The organism is Rickettsia canadensis str. McKiel (genome assembly GCF_000014345.1).
In the GTDB taxonomy this organism is placed as follows: domain Bacteria; phylum Pseudomonadota; class Alphaproteobacteria; order Rickettsiales; family Rickettsiaceae; genus Rickettsia; species Rickettsia canadensis.
In genome coordinates, this window is sequence record NC_009879.1 from 812,752 (window position 1) to 829,702 (window position 16,951).

The window sequence follows — 16,951 nt, forward strand, 5'->3', positions numbered from 1 at the left end:
AAGTTCTAGAATTCTTTTAACATACTATTAATATAAGTACAGTTACCATTTACTATGTATCTAAATTTTGATAAGGTAATGCCGACTTTAATAATTTTCTCTATCAGTGATTTGTATATTTTAGCAAAGAATATTACAAACTCTTTTACCAAAACAGCAAATTTTAACTGTTATTATAGCATCTTTAGTATTTGGGGTCGTACATATTTTCAAGGCGGACTAATATATATTCTTAAGTACTATATGCTGGTTCTTCTACGGTTATACATATAATACAATAGCAAAAATATTACGCTCTATGATAGTCTATTTTGGTCTAAATCTATGCCATTTAAGTTATAGAGTTTTTGTTTATTTATAAAATAAATGATAAATATAATAACTAGGTTTTATGAACAAAGACACCCCAACCAATTTATTACCTTCTAAATATAAGATAACAAGTTCAATAATGCTACTTTAACTTTATTTTTAATAACATCTCGAATACTAGTTATTTTACACTTCTTGCAAAAGGAGTATGTAATACTACTTTTGAAAGAAAAGCAGTATACACCCTACAACTTACTCGGATCAAAGCTAAAATTAATTTCTTTCCAGTGGTTAAAGCGTCCAGGATCAAGATTTTCGATAGGGCTTGCCTGCCATACCGCTCTAATTGCATTATCCGCTAAAGCTTCACAAACGCTAGCCGTAATATTAGGACAAATTTTTTCTTGAACTTTTACCTGCTCAACGTTACCCGCTTTATCTAGCGTAATGCTAATAATGACTTTTACTTTATTATTACCTCTAACCCCTGCCGGTATGTTACTCCAATGTCTTTCAATCTGTCGCTTTATTAGCGCACTTTCACTATCGGAAAGAGGCAGCCCTTCCGTATAAATACCTTTAGCTCCTTTTGCATTATCAACTTTTTTTGATCTTTTATGCTTATTGGATTTGACATTATCCCCTTCTGAAGATTGCTCTAAATTCTTAAGTAACGAATCCAGCTCATCAGTTTTAGGTTCTTTTTTCTTTACCTCCTTTGGCTTTTTTTTAGACTTCTTCTTTTCTTCTGCTTGTTTTTTTTCCTCTTTTTTAGACTTTTCTTCTTTGATCTCTTCTTTCTTCTCAGACAATAGCTCTTTTACCTCTTCAGACTTTGGGTCTTCTATAGGTTTATTCTCTTCTACTTTTGGCGTTTCTTCTAATGTTTTAGTCTCGATTTCTTGTGCTTTTTCTTCTTTAGGCGAGTCTTGTGGTTCTGCTTTAGGCTTACTCTGCTCAGACTTTTTAGCATCTTCGTTTTCTATATGTGCTTCTTTTTGTTTTGTCTGAGTGATAATATTGGATTTATCGCTAACAGGTAATATTTCAAAAGTGATAGTTTGCTCTTCTGGTAATTTTTCAAAAAGCGAGGGCATACCGAATAGAAAAAAATATAAAAGAAGTAAGTGCAGAACAATAGAACAACTAAGGAAAATCGTAAAATTATCACTATTTTTTTGATCGTTACTTTTCATTATGTTTAATATTTGAAATAAGAGCTACACGAGCAAATCCGGCAGCATGAATTTCAGCAACTATCTCTACTACCTGCCCATAAGAGATATTTCGATCGCCTCTTACAAAAATTCTAGCATCCTTTTTTTCTTTAGTGATATTTGCAAGCTTGTCGGCTAAATATGCTCTCTCTATAGGAGTTTCAAGCAAGAAAATTTCACCTTTGTTATTGATGGTAACGACTAGCGGTGCATCCTGCCCTGAAATCGGGCTAGAATTTGTATCAGGTAAATCTACGTTTATACCTGAAACTAGCATTGGAGAAGTGATCATGAAAATAATTAATAGCACAAGCATCACATCAACAAGCGGCGTAACGTTAATTTCGCTAACTACCACTCTTTTGCTTTTTCTATTACTTCCGGCAAGCTTTATAGCCATTACATTTTCTCCTGATCAATTGCCTTGGAAAGTATAGAATTTAACTCACTAATAAAATCTTCAATTTTATTGTTGATAAGAATAATACGGGAAATAAGATAGTTGTAAAAAATTACTGCCGGAATAGCTGCAAATAAACCTATAGCTGTTGCAAGTAATGCTTCGGCAATCCCTGGTGCTACTACGGCAAGAGAAGTATTTTTTGAAGTAGCGATTGACTGAAAGCTGTGCATAATCCCCCAAACAGTACCGAACAAACCTATAAAAGGACTACTAGACCCAACAGTTGCCAAAAAGCTTAAATTTTTCTCAAGCTTTTCAATTTCTCTATTCTGAGCTAAGTACATTACACCAGTTATACGCCCTTTATGATTATTTTTAAGTGCATCGGAAAGCCCTTTGCTATTTAAGCTTTTACACTCATCCATAGCTGAAACAAAAATTAAAGCTAACGGATTATTAACAGATCTTTTTATACTATCATATAACTGTTCTAGTACTCTCCCTGACCAAAACACATTTTCAAATGCCCTCATTCTTCGCTGTACTTGCATTAGCTTAAATATTTTATTCAAAATAATAGCCCATGACCAAATAGAAGCAATAAACAAAATCAACATAACCGATTTACCTATAATGTCGGATGAGCTTATTAAAGAAAAAATCGACAAATGATCTTGTGTAACGACTTCTAAACTGCCACTAATATTATTAATATCCGTACTCATAACTTCCTTAAGTAAATATATGCTAAAATAATATATAGTTATTTTCTTTTTGTCATTAGGTTATGTGAAATTTTTTAGTGGTCAATTCAGTGTTTTTGTATGGCTCTTAAAAAAACACTGCGGTGTTGTCATATTGTAGCTTGACCACTGTATCTAGAAAAAAATAAAAAAAGACTGGACCTAGTGCACAAGTCACAGAATGACATATACTGCTTTAAACTATTACTTAACCTACTTCGATCTTTTATATAAAGCGTCGCTCTTAAATTGAACTTATGGTTGCATATGGAATTAATTCAATATTTAATCTATAGCGTTTGGTCCATGACTTAATAAATACAAACAATTATTTACCTCAGAAGAAATTAGAAACTGAGATGTTTGATATAATCATTCAAGCTAAGCACCATAAACAACATTCTAATGAAGAATTAGTAATATTATCTAATGACATTATTAAAAAAAGATAAGAAGAAATAAAACCTTAAATATAAATCAATTAAAAGTTTGTCTTTAAACTATAGAGAAATTTATATTAAATCTTCTAAAAAATTATAAAGATTATGAACATTATTTTTGACACGAAGAACAAAAAGATAGATATTCAAAAATTAAAGCTTGTAATGATGTCTAAGATTAAAACTACTGAGCAAGAAAATATTTCAATTTATCAAAGCACAAATCATCAAATAATTACCAATTGCTAAAAGAAAATACTTTAAAATTGCAAAATTTATCATCTCCTTATGAATATAATACTGCATTTATAAATCTGATTTTCTAGGTTCTGTAGATAACTATTATAATTATTTTGGTGATAATTTATGAATAATCTTGAGCATGGGTGGTATATACTTGTATGTCGTTCCAGCAGAAGCAGTATTGTTAAGTGGATTGATTCTACCCCTATCATCCCACGACTTAATCGTGGGATCCTTATAATATTAAAAGTACTATAGGCTGTTTTCTAGATACTGGGATCAAGCCAAGGTATAACAACCGAACGTGTTTTCAATCCAAGCAACAATGCCTTGCTGGAATAACATCGCAGCTAGGACTATCTCAAGCAATTCTTGTTAAGTAATAACCTATTTTAAATTAAACAGTCTATTAAAATGTATTCTTAAACTTCTTTATTATTATTTTTAGAATAACCTTTTAATAGTAAAATTTTACAATCTTCTCATCACATTGTAACAGTTCTAAAGCCAAACTAATACTAAAAAAAATTTTAGGAGAGTACTATTATAGAACAGCTTATGCTTATGAGAAAACGGTATATTATAATACATCCCCCAAATATTATGAATATGCTTTCGCACTGCTACCAAACAACATACAGCAATAATAATTTATGTAATTTATGTTCTAATTATAAAATACAAGGGAAATTTAGTTTAATACAATATGTACCGGAAGGATATATAAAATACTTCTTAGAAATTTCTTACAAAAGTGAGAAGTGAATTTCAATTAATAAAAATACCTTACTCCTTCTACTCATCGCTATATGCAGGTTGCGAATATATGGAATATATGGCTTTTTATAACAAAATTTCACATAAACAAACAATTACAAAAAAAACAGCAATCAATATTAAATGAAAAACTAAAAGCACTTAGTGATTTCTCAGGTAATATACTTCTAACATTATAACTAGCCATATGTACTACACAATTTAACACGGCTTCTAATCTTTTAAAGATACTGTGGTATCAAATAAGTTAATATGGCAAGGCTCTTACAAAACTTCATAGTTACATAGAGCCAAATCATATGTTACCTCAAATAATACTCTCGAACCCAATGAATCGAACCCAATGAAAAAGTAGAAGTTCTTAAGTACTACTTTAATAGCAGATAACGAGTCTAAATTAACTGCTGAAAAATTTGAAAAGATTTTCCAAAATGTTGAAAGTGCTTTGCAAAATGAGTCTTAGAATATTCCTAAAGAAGCTAAAATTACAGTTGATAATCAAGAAGTAGCAGAGGGGGTAAGGGGGTATGGCTATATTCCTAGGTAAACATAGAGAATTCGATTATTACGGTACAATTTCTAAAAAAATTTATGATAGATTTGATAAAAGTAAAATTTTGTATTTTTGCTTCAAAAAAAGCATAATACACTACAAACACGTAGTAAACGGGATTAAGCTTATTAAAAAGAATACTGTTAAAGTTAAATATGATGGCGCAGGGGAAGTTATTATTAAATATTGATGAGTACGGTAATCATGATGAAGTAAAAAAAATTTGTTATTCATCATCAACTGGAATTTTATTATATAGCATAATATAAAACTTAAGACAATCGTTGTGTGGTATATTAATCTCACTAAAAACCAGCTCTTCTTTTTTATTTTAAATTTTAAAAAAGTTGTCTTACCTGCTCCATTACTACCTACAAGACCATATCTTTTATTATTGTTGATATACAAATTCACATAGGTAAATAATATTTATGTACCATAACTCATGGCTAAATTATTTATAATTTAGATGTTAGGTTAAATTTAGAAATGATTGAGAATATTTAATACTTCTTCAATAACTCAAGAGTTTTCGCAAAATCAAGTATATATTCTTCTTGTGTTTCTAAATCTTTAAGTTTTAAATTATTATTTGCTTGCTCTTCATCACCTATGAAAATAATAAATTTAGCATTTTCATTTAAAACACGCTGCATTCTTTTAGCTATTTTACCAGTGGGTTCTATAATAGTAGCAATATTTTTTGTTCGCAATTTATCTACAATTTCTAGAGCATAACAAATATTATTTTTACCTATAGGTAATACAACTACTAGACTTAATAAAGATACATTATATTCTCGCATTAAAGCAATTCGCTCAATACCGGCAGCAAAACCAATAGCCGGCATATCATCGTTATTACCCATGATTTTAGCAAGCCCGTCATAACGTCCGCCGGCCAGAATAGTAGATTGCGTTCCAAGCTTTAAAGTCGTGAATTCAAAAGCAGTATGGCAGTAATAATCAAGCCCTCTAACCAAACGTGGATTTATTCTATATTTTACACCTAAAATATTGAGATATTTTATTAAATCCTCAAAATATTCTTTGGATTCATCGGTATAATATTCAGACAAGATCGGAGCAGCAGCTACTATTTTTTGATCAATTTCGTTTTTAGAATCAAGAATCCGCATTGGATTTTTGATCAGCCTTACTCTACTCTCTTCTGATAACTGATTTTTAAAATCATTTAGATATTCCACCAATTTTTGTTGATAAACGCTTCTTGATTCACTACATCCAAGAGAGTTAAGCTCTAAGGTAGTATCCTGCTCTATTTCGAGTGCTTTAAGTATGTCTACCGCTAACTTTAAAGTTTCGGCATCAGTCATTGCTCCTTTAGCACCGATATATTCGTAATTGAGTTGGTGGAATTGTCTTTGACGTCCTGCTTGCGGCCTATCATAGCGAAAAATAGGGCCAGTAGAGAAGAACTTTAAAGGTAATTTATGTCGTAAGTTGTTTGAGATAAAACTTCTTATAATACCAGCCGTGAACTCAGGTCTAAGCGCTACAGATTCATTGCTTTTATCTAAAAAACTATATATTTCTTTACTGATTATGTCAGAGCTTTCGCCCATTGAACGATTGAAGACTTTAGTATACTCGAGGATAGGAGTACTCATTTGTTTATAGCCGTATAATACTCCAACATCTCTTGCTTTATTAATTATATAGTCGTGAACTTTATAATCATCCGGCAAAAGATCTTTCATGCCACGAAGTGGCTGGAGTTTATCTAGCATTTGTTTAATTTTGTTTTTGTAGTATGAGTTTTCTATATCATTCCCACAGAAGCGGTAATCCAGTAACTTTTATTGTAATCCCGTGACTTGATCACGGGATCCAGTCTTTGTTAATTTTTAACTGGATACTGTCATCAAGATACGGTATATGACATGTAACACTTAATTTTGTTTTTTTTTCATAAAAAATGATCTTACAATATATAAAACAAATATTGTAATAAACCAATATATTAATGCACGACCTGCCGTTAATAGATTAAGTTCACTGTCATATATTTGAATCAATAATAAATATGCACAAGCAATCAAAATAAACGGTACAATAATAAATACTAAAGGACATTTAAAAGGTCTTTGTACATCAGGTAACTTTATCCTAAATAATACCACTATTATTGTGACTGTGATATAATCAATAAGTGCTCCCATTGAAGTAAATTGCGTTAATAATTCCGTAGCACAAAAGCCTCCAAGGATAGCTGCAAGAGATGCAAATATTATAATCGTAATATATGGGCTATCATATTTTGGGTGTAGTTTTGCAAAACTTTTCGGTAATAAACCGTCACGTGCAATCGCATAGAAAATACGTGACGTTCCATATATATTCATCATTAACACCGTCATCATACCGCAAACAGCACCAGTTGCGACTATAGCAGAACCAATCTTGCTATGATTAATAGTTAAAGCATAAGCAAGCGGTTGATCGTTATTTAACTGATTAAAAGGCGCAATACCGGTAACAAGTCCTGCCATCGTTACATAAACTATAGTCGTTAAAACAAGTGAGCCTATAATACCAATCATTATATCACGTTTTGGATTTTTACATTCCTCAGCTGCGGTTGCAATCGTTCCAAAACCTGTGAAAGCTAAGAATAAAATAGATGCACCCACTAAAACATTACTAAAACCGAACGGTATAAAATTGTTCCAGTTAGTAGCATCGAAATGTGGAACAGCAGCAAGTATAAAGACAAATATTGCAGCCATTTTTATAAAAACTAAAATTGCATTTAGTCGCTTACTGTCTTTAGTACCTAAATATAAAATAAACCCAATAAATACTGAAATTAAAAATGCCGGTAGATTTACTATCCCCCCGTTTGTCGGTACTGTAGTTAGCTCTTTCGGTAAGTTAATTCCACCAGCCGCTAGTATTCCCTGTATGTAACCAGACCAACCAGCCGCTACTATTCCCGCAGCAACACCAAGTTCTAATATTATAACACTACCGATCATCCAGGCGAATACTTCGCCAAATGCTACATAGGAGTAAGTATAAATACTTCCGGAAGTTGGAAGCATTGCAGCAAGTTCGGTATAAACAAGTGCTACGAAAATACAGGTAATACCTGCAATCGCATAAGATAGCATTACTGCAGGTCCTGAGTATTTAGCAGCAACTATACCGGTAACAACAAATACACCGGTACCTATCATTGAACCAAGCCCTAGTAATATTAAATCGAACGCTCCAAGCGTCTTGCTAAGACCGTTTGAGCTGCTGCCTATCTCCTTTATAGATTCAAAGCTTTTCTTCTTTAAAAAACTCATTAGTTTCTCCGTACTGTTTTATTATATAATTATTAGTTTGATGTCATTCCTGCGTATGCGAGAAGCCAATTCTTTTTGGTGTCATACCGCGACTTGATTACGGGATCCAGTCTTTTTTATTTTTTTGGACCCTGTGAATCAAATCACAGTGTGATAATAATATCCCTAGTAATCCAGCCACCGCCAAGTACCCTCTCGCCATCATAAATAACGCATGCTTGCCCAGGGGCAACGGCTTTTTCTTCGGATAAAAATTTTACTTTCATTTTATCGTCACCAAGTTTACTTATTTCGGCTAAACTAGGCAGTCTTGTTGAGCGAATTTTAACGGCTACTTCTAGCTTCTCATTATCTTTAATCTCATCTGCAAGCCAATTCACATCTTTAATTATAAATTCCTGCATATTTAGTGCGGATTCCGGTCCTACATATACTATATTATTATTAGGATCAATCTTTATCACATATAAAGGTTCATTATAAGCTATACCAAGCCCTCGACGTTGCCCTATAGTATAATTAATTATACCGCTATGCTCTCCTAGCTCAAATCCGTTTACGTGAATAATCTTACCTTTTTTACTACTACCTGGACGTATTTTATTTATTACATTCTTATAATTTCCATCAGGTACAAAACAAATATCTTGGCTGTCAGGCTTATTTGCTACCTCAAGCCCGAATTTACTAGCAAGCTTTCGTGTTTCATCCTTAGTAAACCAACCTAGAGGGAAACTTAAATAGTCTAATTGCTCTTTAGTTGTTGTAAACAAAAAATAACTCTGATCTTTTGCCGGATCAATCCCTATATGTAATTCAGCTCCGTTATCACCGTTTATTTTTCGTACGTAATGACCGGTAGCAAGCTGAGCTGCTCCAAGCTCTTTAGCTGTTTTAATTAGATCCTTGAACTTTACCGATTTATTACATTGCACGCACGGAAGCGGTGTTTCACCTTGTAAATAGCTATCAACAAAATTTTCTATTACCGACTCTTTAAATTTGCTCTCATAATCAAGTACATAATGAGGAATACCCAGCTTATTCGCTACCATTTTAGCATCGTAAATATCCTGACCGGCACAACAGGCATTTTTTTTGCCTACTGCCATACCATGATCATATAACTGCAAGGTAATACCTATTACGTTATATCCTTGTGCATGCAGCATTGCTGCAACTGCCGCACTATCAACACCGCCAGACATTGCAACAACTATGATAGACTGCTTATCACCTAAATTAATCATAAGAACCTAAAATAAACAAGGAGTTATACTAGATTTATAATTAAATTACAACACTATCTTTTGATATATTAAAATGCTATAATTAGCATTGTTTAATAATTATCAATTGCATCATTGCGAGCATTTGCTCGGAGCCATGGCAATCCAGCAAAAAAATAAAAAATGTGAATTTATAGCATTTGTAACTGATGTAGCCTAAAAAATTTTAAAAAATATGTTATTTAAAATATTATACAAAACAGTTGTTACATTAATACTAATTTATTTAATACTGATTATTTTAGAATATGCACGACAAGGTTTTATTAATGACTTATCACTACAAAAAGTAGATTTATCTATTCAAAATTCTATAAAAGAACCTATTTATTTAGTTTCTTATACTGATGGCCCTGAATATATTTATCGTAATCAGAATGCAACAAATCATTATGCAATTAATAAAGGTATAGATTTCATATTTAACTATAAGAAAAAACACCTTAATCAAATATTTATAGAAAAAAACCAAGAAATTTTTAATGAACCTACAGGAGCAGGTTTATGGCTATGGAAGCCTTATATTATACTTGAAACAATGAAAAATGCACCGGAAGGAGCTATTATAGTATATTTAGATTCAGCGTTTGTTATTAAAAAGCATATCAGTAATTTAACAAATCTTTTAGGCAATAATGATGTATTACTGGTACATGATCGCAATCGTAAAAACGGTAGTTTTGTTAAAGGGGAAACTTTTGCTTTAATGGATTGTCTTACTGACGAATGCAGAAATGACGATCACATTTGGAGTGCTGTTATTATTGTGCGTAATACCGAGCTTTCTCGTTCTTTTATTGAAAAATGGCTAAAAAGTTGTGAAGATATTAGAATTCTTTCAGGTAAAAATTATAACATTTACCCTAATTATAATGAATATAAATGGCATCATGCCGATCAATCAGTACTTAGCCTTATATATCACAAAAATCCACAAGCGGTTAAAGTAATAGAGTATAAAGAAACAATGCCTTTTTTATCTTGGTTTCACCGTAAATATTCAGATAGCTCACCGTTAAAACATTGGTATAGCATATATGGTATAGAACCTATAATTAATTTTAATACTAATGGCAAAGTTTTACCTTCTACTGCTCTTATAAATACTCCGCCGATTGTTAGACTTCGTAAATGGGTTATCGAGAATATTAGATTATAAAGACTATGGATAAGCCTTCTATAGTCTAAGAGTTATCATAAAATTTCAACATCATTATCATAATTTAGCATATTAGAAATAGTTAAAAATGATTACTTATTTGTGATTCCAATAAAATTTTAGGCATCCAATTCTATTGTTTTGATTCTGTGGTATTTTTTGTGTATTACTATAACCTAAGAGATAAATTTTATAATAAGCAATATATGGACATACTTCCTGAATGTTGCCTTTATGTAGTTTCTTAATTCCTGCACTATAATATCGAAATTTAAGATTTTCATTAGAACAAATATCTTCATAAGATCTATCACTTTTTAACTCATCCCTTTTATTTAATACTTCTGGTTTAGTAAGACCTTTAAGTTAATTTTTAGATTTCTTATAAATCCAACCAATGTTTACTCATACATTTTTGTGTATATGTAAATAATTAATAATAGCCATCTTAGATATAATATATTTTGGATGTCCTGAATCATTGTTAGTTATCCATTGTGCTTTTGCAGTACTTTTAATACTCTCACATATATTTTCATAATCTATATTGTCTTCCAAGTCTTTATCTTCTATTTCTGTATCTTCTTTCATCTTTAGCACATATCTAGCAAGTTACTAAGAGACTTCTTATAGACTTCAATACAATACAACTCCTTAATTCATTAATATCTTCTCCGCTCTTCTTTTACCATACTATTAGCAAGAATAATAATTAACTTTGAGTTATTACCTTGATTTTTGTTAAATAAAATTTGTAGTAGTCATTAACATCTACATTACATCGATAGGTGGTAGCCCGATACTTAATCCATTTTTTGACCACAGGCTTAACACGTACATTATATTTGACTTTTCTTGTAAAAGATTAATATTATAACTAACTAGTGATAGAGCATTTTCTATGGAAATATTGTCTTTAGTTATACAAATCTCTTATAATTTTTAAGTTAAAATAAATTGTTTATTAATATTTTTGCCGGACAATACAAATATGCTCTAGCATTTCATACAAACTACAGTTGACTACTGCTATTTGACCCTGTGAAGGAATTTACCTCAACACCCAAAACTTTCACAGCAAATCCATCAGATATAATGTTTCCTGTAATAAATAATTTACTGACGCATTAAGATATTTTAGCATCGTGTAAAGCATTAATGGCCCCTACAATTTCAAGTGCATTAGTGCGATAAGAACATAACCGTTTTTTCATGTAATTAATTCTTGCTTCTGAAGCAACGATATAGCCCATGCGAAGCCCTACAAGACCATATGCTTTTGAGAAAGATGGTACTAAATAATGTTTTCATGAATTGCATAATTAAGAATATCACCTATAAAATCAGCACATGCCTCTAAAATCAGCAGTGGGACAGTCAAATCAGAAATTAATTCACTTAGATTATTAGGGTTGCATATATGTATTAGTGCAATATCCAGTTCTAGTCCCGTAAATAAGTCTTTTAAATCTAAAGTGAAATCAGTTTTAAGCAGAATAGTTTTTGTATCCACACCAAGGTTTGTAATTATATGCTATAGATTCAGGAAAAGTGACTAACTGGTGGCACAATAATACCTTGATTTAAAGAATATATTTTCCATCTTCAAGTAGTTGATTTGCTCCTGCCTCAACTATAACATTAGTGCTACTGATATTATAATGTTTAGCGAGAGCTTCAATTAACCTATATTCATTCGGATAAGTAATTAATAACTGATGCAGTTTTAGTAATAGCAGTAATAACTTTAGATGATGCACCTAAAGGATTTTCAACAAGTGTTAAATAATACTATTATAGCTAGTTACAAGCAGCATAGGTATGCTCTTAGAGTTTTTTATAAAATTCATATTAAATCTTATAAAAACTTATAAAAAATAAGGAATAAAAAATTAGAATTTATAAAGATTGCTTATTGATTTGCTATTTTGAGGTATTTGAAAATTAATAAGATTTTTGAAGGAATAGTTACTCCTATTTCAAAAAAAATCTTATAATTTGCAGCAAAAAATAATCAAAATTAAATCTTTTTAGAAATCTTCATAGAGACTTAATAATTAAGATTAATTAGCAGCTAAATCGTCTAAAAAACAGAGATTTATAAAAAAATGTAGAAGTAGTAACAAGTTGATATAAGAAAGAAATAATAGAGTAAATTAACTTAGAAATACGGTTATTTTTATGATTTAATATTATTTTTTGCATAAATTAGTTACATTATTTATCATAGTTAAAGAAAGCTCTGTTAATGAGCAAATTCTAAATTGATAAAAAGATTTAATATTTATGAAACTCCTGATATTATTAAATTCTATGTACAAAACTAATTCTTAATTTTGCGAAATGTAATACAAATAAAAAGTAAATTATAAAGATTGCTTTTAGGATTCAATATTATTTATTAAATTTAACATCTCGAACTTTAAAAAAACTATAAGATAAGGTAAGTATTTTAACGTCTTGCATTTCAGGATCAAGCTCAAAATCTTTATCTATATAAAACGTAACCGGCATTAAGACTTTTTCACCGGCTTTTAATAATTGTTCTTCAAAACAAAAACAATGAATTTTTATGAAATATTTTCCTGCTTTGTTAGGAGTGACATTATATACGGATGTCCCTATTATATCGTTATTGCTTAAATTTTCTGTTTCATAGAACACTAGAGTATTCTGCCCTGGAACAATTTGCACTCTTTGTTGCCTTGGAATAAAACGCCAAGGCAATTTTTTATCAACATTAGAATCAAACTCGATAATTATAGGCTTAGTGCCTTTTGTCTTAGAATATACACTCACCGTTTCTTTGACAGTAGTGCCACCATATCCTGTAACTTTACAAAATAAATCATAAATAGGTACGGAAGCAAAACTTAGTAACACCATACTGATTATTAAGCCTAGTAAGGAAAAAGCAAAATTTCTATTAGATTTTTTAGACATTATTGGATTTTATTTAAAAATACTCTAGAAAAAGTTTATTTTAGATCATATATATGTTAGTATAAAGAAAATAGTTTTTTAAGGTTAGTATGACTAATAATATTAATGCATTAGCAATCTCTAGCGAATCAGGATTTTATAGCTATTTACAGAAAATCAATAAAATCCCTTCACTTACACAAGAAGAAGAATTTTTATTAGCGAAATCCTATTTAGAGGAAAATGATTTAAAAGCTGCACATAAATTAGTAACTAGCCATCTTAAGCTTGTTGCGAAAATTGCAAGCGGCTATAGGACGTACGGTCTTCCTATTACCGAATTAGTTTCAGAAGGTAATATAGGTTTAATGCAGGCAGTAAAAAAATTCAACCCTGAACTTGGTTTTCGCCTATCAACATATGCGATGTGGTGGATTAAAGCCGCCATACAAGAATATATATTAAAATCTTGGTCATTAGTAAAGATGGGCACAACAGCCGCACAAAAAAAGTTATTTTTTAGCCTTAACAAAGTTAAGCATAAAATTACTAATTTATATTCAAGGGCTATTACTACTGATGATTTTGTACAAATAGCAGATGAGCTAGGTGTTTCAGTTAATGAAGTTTCCGAAATGAATACTAGAATTTCAGGTCCTGATTTATCGTTAAATAACTCTATAAATAGTGACGATACAGAATCAGGAGAACTAATAGAATTATTACCGGAAACACGCCCTACTCCCGAAGCTATGGCTATTAATAAGCAAAATTATACTACTAAAAAGCACTTACTAGCAAGTGCTATGAAGATTTTAAACGATAGGGAACTTCGTATTTTAACAGAGCGTAAATTAAAAGATACTCCTAAAACTCTAGATATTTTAAGTAGTGAGTATAATATTTCTAAGGAACGTATTAGACAAATAGAGAATACGGCGTTTGAAAAAATAAAAAAGTTTATTTTAAAACATAGTAGAGCAGTAAATGTCATGCCGTGACTTGATCACAGCATCCAGACAAACAACTTAAAACACTAATAATTTTAGTATTTTCACTGGATCCAACGATCAAGTTGCGGGATAACATTAAAACGTTTTCCAATCTATGCAACAATACTTATTAATTAATTCAGTACCATAGACCATTCTGGATCAGAAGCATCTTCAGGGGTTATAATTTCTCTTTCATTATGACCTGTTAGGTCAATTGCAAAAATTTTGTTTTTGCCTGGAACTTTAGCTCTTGACGGCCAACCTTTAGCAAACATAATAACTCGTCCGTTAGGCGACCAACAAGGGCTTTCGACTAAATATCCGCTTGTTATTATCCTTTCACTATTCTCATCATCTTGTGGGTATGCTTTCATAATTCCGATATTAAAAGTTTTGCTTCCGTCTTCTCCTCTAGTAATCTTAGTAAATGCTATATAGTCTCCTCTAGGCGACCAGCTAGGAGCAGCGTAAGAACCTCCGCCAAAACTAATACGCTTAACATTACTACCGTCTGAATTCATAATATATAATTGAGGAACACCGTTTCTATCGGAATTATACACAATTTTTTTACCATCTGGTGAATAGCTAGGAGAAGTATTAATACCGAAACCGTCAGTTAATTTATGCAGCTGTTTAGTAGCAAGGTCTATTTCATAAATATGGGTCGAGCCGTTTTTAGCTATTGACATTACGGCTTTTCTACCATCCGGTGAGAATCTAGGAGCAAAAGAGATACCTGCAAAATCACTGACTATACTTTCTTTTCCTGTTTTTAAATCTTTTTCATAAATAAGTGCTCTTCTTTTAGTTGCGTATGAAACATAAAAGATCTTATCCACTGAACGGGCAAACCTTGGGGTTAGTACTAGTGACGTTCCATTGGTAAGGTATTTATTATTAGCTCCGTCATAATCCATCAAAGCGATTCTTTTTATTTTTGGTAAAGAACTGCTTTCTGATACATACACTATTTTGGTATCAAAATAGCCAGCATCACCAGTAATTTTTTCATAAATTTTATCAGCAATTTTATGTGCGGCTCTTCGCCATAAATTTTCCGGTACCTCAAGAATTTCACCGACGAGTTGTTTTTCAAGCAACGTATCCCATAATATAAAACTAATTTTAAGCTTGCCGCTTTCTAGTTTTTTAACTTCACCGTTTACTAAAAGACTAGCATTAATTTGACGCCACGCAGCAAAAAGCGGTTTATCTTCTATTCCTGTCTTGTCTTCTATAAAAGATGCAGAGGAAATAGGATGAAATAATCCTGAAAGCTTTAAATCATTAGAGATAACTTTAACCACATCATGACCTACTATATTATTAGTAGAAGTATCAGCATCAAACTTATTTACTGCTATAGGTGTAGGGTCAGCTCGCCCACACTCAATGTTTATTGTTTCAAGTGCATAACCAGTACAACTAAATAATAATAGTATAAAATATATAATATTTCTCACTCAAAATACTCCTTTTTATCAGATTCCGTTGAGGTTGTTAAATAACCTTATGTCATTCTCGCACAAGCTTTTTTGTGTAGGACGGTAAATCAGTTGTAATCCCATAACTTGATCGCCGGAAAAATCCAGTCTTTTTTAATTTTTAACGGATAGCGTGGGTCAAGCCACGGTATAACATCAAAAATCAACTACCAAGAAAAATCGTTCTTAACTCTTCCCATTCTCTTTTAGTCATACCGCTAGTTTCATGAGTAACTTTTTCACCTTTTATCATTCTTTTAATTACGTCCAAACCTTTACGTGAAATAGTTGCTCCATGCAAACGATATTCTTCAAAAGCCTCATAAGTAAAAGGTACCCAAACTTTGACTATCTCAAGCATTTTTTCGGCATAAACCCTAATTTCATATTGAGCGTGAGAATCGGCACGCAACCTTAAAAAATGAAGCAAATTATGTAAATTAATCTTCCAATACCATTCAGTATAATAATTTAAAGTTAAATTCATACGGGCAAGTTCTCTTGCTATACCTATAGCATTCTCATCTATAATATTACCCTCTGCATCAGTATTCATCAGCTCCGTATAATGCCCATAGCACTGCCTAGCATCCTTTTCAAGAATCATTAATACTTTTTCTGCTATTGCCTTTGGTACACTATCACCCTCTCTACATTGTTTATTTACGGCAGATTGCGAAGCAATATTTGCCGGTTCAGGTAGATAAAACTCATTGCCTACAATAGAGTATCTTGCCGAATATTCGTTAACACTAGCTGTTCTGTGCCTAATCCATTGCCTTGCAATAAATATCGGTAACTTAATATGAAATTTGATATCACACATCTCAAAAGGGGTGGTATGATAATGTCGCAGTAAGTAATGTATTAACCCTTTATCTTGGTTTAACTGCTTTGTCCCCTTACCGTAAGAAACACGTGCTGCTTGTACTATAGCACTATCATCTCCCATATAGTCAATAACTCTAATAAAGCCGTGATCTAACACTTTTATAGGCTCGTATAAGATTTCTTCTAGTGCCGGGACTACTAATCTTTTTGTGGTGTTGTGCATTCTATCCTCTGTATTTTTTGTTGCAATTATTACGTTGTTATGT

At 31.5% G+C, this 16,951-nt stretch carries 17 protein-coding genes; 3 read left to right on the top strand and 14 right to left on the bottom strand.

Features of this window, described 5'->3' with window-relative positions:
* Positions 1 to 557: 557 nt before the first annotated feature.
* The 3 genes from A1E_RS03550 to tolQ are packed head-to-tail and all read right to left on the bottom strand — an operon-like array spanning position 558 to position 2,657.
* Positions 558 to 1,508, bottom strand: coding sequence for an energy transducer TonB (locus tag A1E_RS03550; protein WP_012148919.1), 951 nt, complete (start codon positions 1,506 to 1,508; stop codon positions 558 to 560).
* On the bottom strand, positions 1,498 to 1,929 hold the full coding sequence (gene tolR / locus A1E_RS03555) for a protein TolR (RefSeq protein WP_012148920.1): 432 nt from the start codon (positions 1,927 to 1,929) through the stop codon (positions 1,498 to 1,500). Before tolR ends, A1E_RS03550 begins: the two co-directional genes overlap by 11 nt.
* Entirely contained in the window at positions 1,929 to 2,657 is a 729-nt protein-coding gene (gene tolQ / locus A1E_RS03560; RefSeq protein WP_012148921.1) for a protein TolQ, read from the bottom strand. Before tolQ ends, tolR begins: the two co-directional genes overlap by 1 nt.
* Before the next feature lie 563 nt (positions 2,658 to 3,220).
* On the opposite strand from tolQ, the gene A1E_RS06260 reads away from it, so the two are divergent.
* Entirely contained in the window at positions 3,221 to 3,364 is a 144-nt protein-coding gene (locus A1E_RS06260) for a hypothetical protein (RefSeq protein ID WP_155799167.1), read from the top strand.
* A gap of 1,420 nt (positions 3,365 to 4,784) precedes the next feature.
* Here A1E_RS06260 and A1E_RS07485 read toward each other — a convergent pair.
* The 4 genes from A1E_RS07485 to mnmA all read right to left on the bottom strand — a co-directional run bounded on the left by A1E_RS07485 (position 4,785) and on the right by mnmA (position 9,252).
* A complete protein-coding gene (locus tag A1E_RS07485) occupies positions 4,785 to 5,102 on the bottom strand; it encodes an ATP-binding cassette domain-containing protein (protein WP_231259263.1) in 318 nt (105 codons plus the stop codon).
* An 89-nt stretch (positions 5,103 to 5,191) separates the two neighbouring features.
* Positions 5,192 to 6,439, bottom strand: a complete 1,248-nt coding sequence (gene hisS / locus A1E_RS03570; protein ID WP_012148924.1) for a histidine--tRNA ligase — start codon at positions 6,437 to 6,439, stop codon at positions 5,192 to 5,194.
* 162 nt (positions 6,440 to 6,601) lie between these two features.
* Positions 6,602 to 8,002, bottom strand: coding sequence for an amino acid permease (locus A1E_RS03575; protein WP_012148925.1), 1,401 nt, complete (start codon positions 8,000 to 8,002; stop codon positions 6,602 to 6,604).
* Between the two features lie 143 nt (positions 8,003 to 8,145).
* Positions 8,146 to 9,252 carry a tRNA 2-thiouridine(34) synthase MnmA gene (mnmA, locus tag A1E_RS03580; RefSeq protein WP_012148926.1) on the bottom strand — a complete coding sequence of 369 codons (1,107 nt, stop codon included), beginning with the start codon at positions 9,250 to 9,252 and terminating at the stop codon, positions 8,146 to 8,148.
* Between the two features lie 214 nt (positions 9,253 to 9,466).
* Between mnmA and A1E_RS03585 the strand changes: the two genes are divergently transcribed.
* Positions 9,467 to 10,450: a glycosyltransferase family protein gene (locus A1E_RS03585; RefSeq protein ID WP_012148927.1), complete on the top strand. Its 984-nt coding sequence runs from the start codon at positions 9,467 to 9,469 to the stop codon at positions 10,448 to 10,450.
* A gap of 405 nt (positions 10,451 to 10,855) precedes the next feature.
* Here A1E_RS03585 and A1E_RS03590 read toward each other — a convergent pair whose 3' ends face one another.
* From A1E_RS03590 to A1E_RS03600, 5 genes are all read right to left on the bottom strand, one after another.
* Positions 10,856 to 11,041, bottom strand: a complete 186-nt coding sequence (locus A1E_RS03590; RefSeq protein WP_012148928.1) for a hypothetical protein — start codon at positions 11,039 to 11,041, stop codon at positions 10,856 to 10,858.
* 536 nt (positions 11,042 to 11,577) lie between these two features.
* Positions 11,578 to 11,703: a hypothetical protein gene (locus A1E_RS07180; RefSeq protein ID WP_012148929.1), complete on the bottom strand. Its 126-nt coding sequence runs from the start codon at positions 11,701 to 11,703 to the stop codon at positions 11,578 to 11,580.
* Positions 11,704 to 11,744: 41 nt separating this feature from the next.
* Positions 11,745 to 11,963, bottom strand: coding sequence for a hypothetical protein (locus tag A1E_RS03595; RefSeq protein ID WP_012148930.1), 219 nt, complete (start codon positions 11,961 to 11,963; stop codon positions 11,745 to 11,747).
* A 70-nt stretch (positions 11,964 to 12,033) separates the two neighbouring features.
* Positions 12,034 to 12,210 (bottom strand): hypothetical protein, encoded by a 177-nt coding sequence (locus A1E_RS06275; RefSeq protein ID WP_155799168.1) that lies wholly within the window; start codon positions 12,208 to 12,210, stop codon positions 12,034 to 12,036.
* Between the two features lie 634 nt (positions 12,211 to 12,844).
* Entirely contained in the window at positions 12,845 to 13,393 is a 549-nt protein-coding gene (locus tag A1E_RS03600; RefSeq protein ID WP_012148931.1) for a cytochrome c oxidase assembly protein, read from the bottom strand.
* An 89-nt stretch (positions 13,394 to 13,482) separates the two neighbouring features.
* Between A1E_RS03600 and rpoH the strand changes: the two genes are divergently transcribed.
* Complete coding sequence (gene rpoH, locus A1E_RS03605) at positions 13,483 to 14,373, top strand: RNA polymerase sigma factor RpoH (protein ID WP_012148932.1); 891 nt, start codon at positions 13,483 to 13,485, stop codon at positions 14,371 to 14,373.
* Between the two features lie 125 nt (positions 14,374 to 14,498).
* Here the strand turns inward: rpoH and tolB are convergent, their stop codons facing one another.
* Both tolB and thyX read right to left on the bottom strand, forming a co-directional pair.
* Positions 14,499 to 15,833 (bottom strand): Tol-Pal system beta propeller repeat protein TolB, encoded by a 1,335-nt coding sequence (gene tolB, locus A1E_RS03610; protein ID WP_012148933.1) that lies wholly within the window; start codon positions 15,831 to 15,833, stop codon positions 14,499 to 14,501.
* Between the two features lie 184 nt (positions 15,834 to 16,017).
* On the bottom strand, positions 16,018 to 16,908 hold the full coding sequence (gene thyX, locus A1E_RS03615) for an FAD-dependent thymidylate synthase (protein WP_012148934.1): 891 nt from the start codon (positions 16,906 to 16,908) through the stop codon (positions 16,018 to 16,020).
* Positions 16,909 to 16,951: the final 43 nt, after the last annotated feature.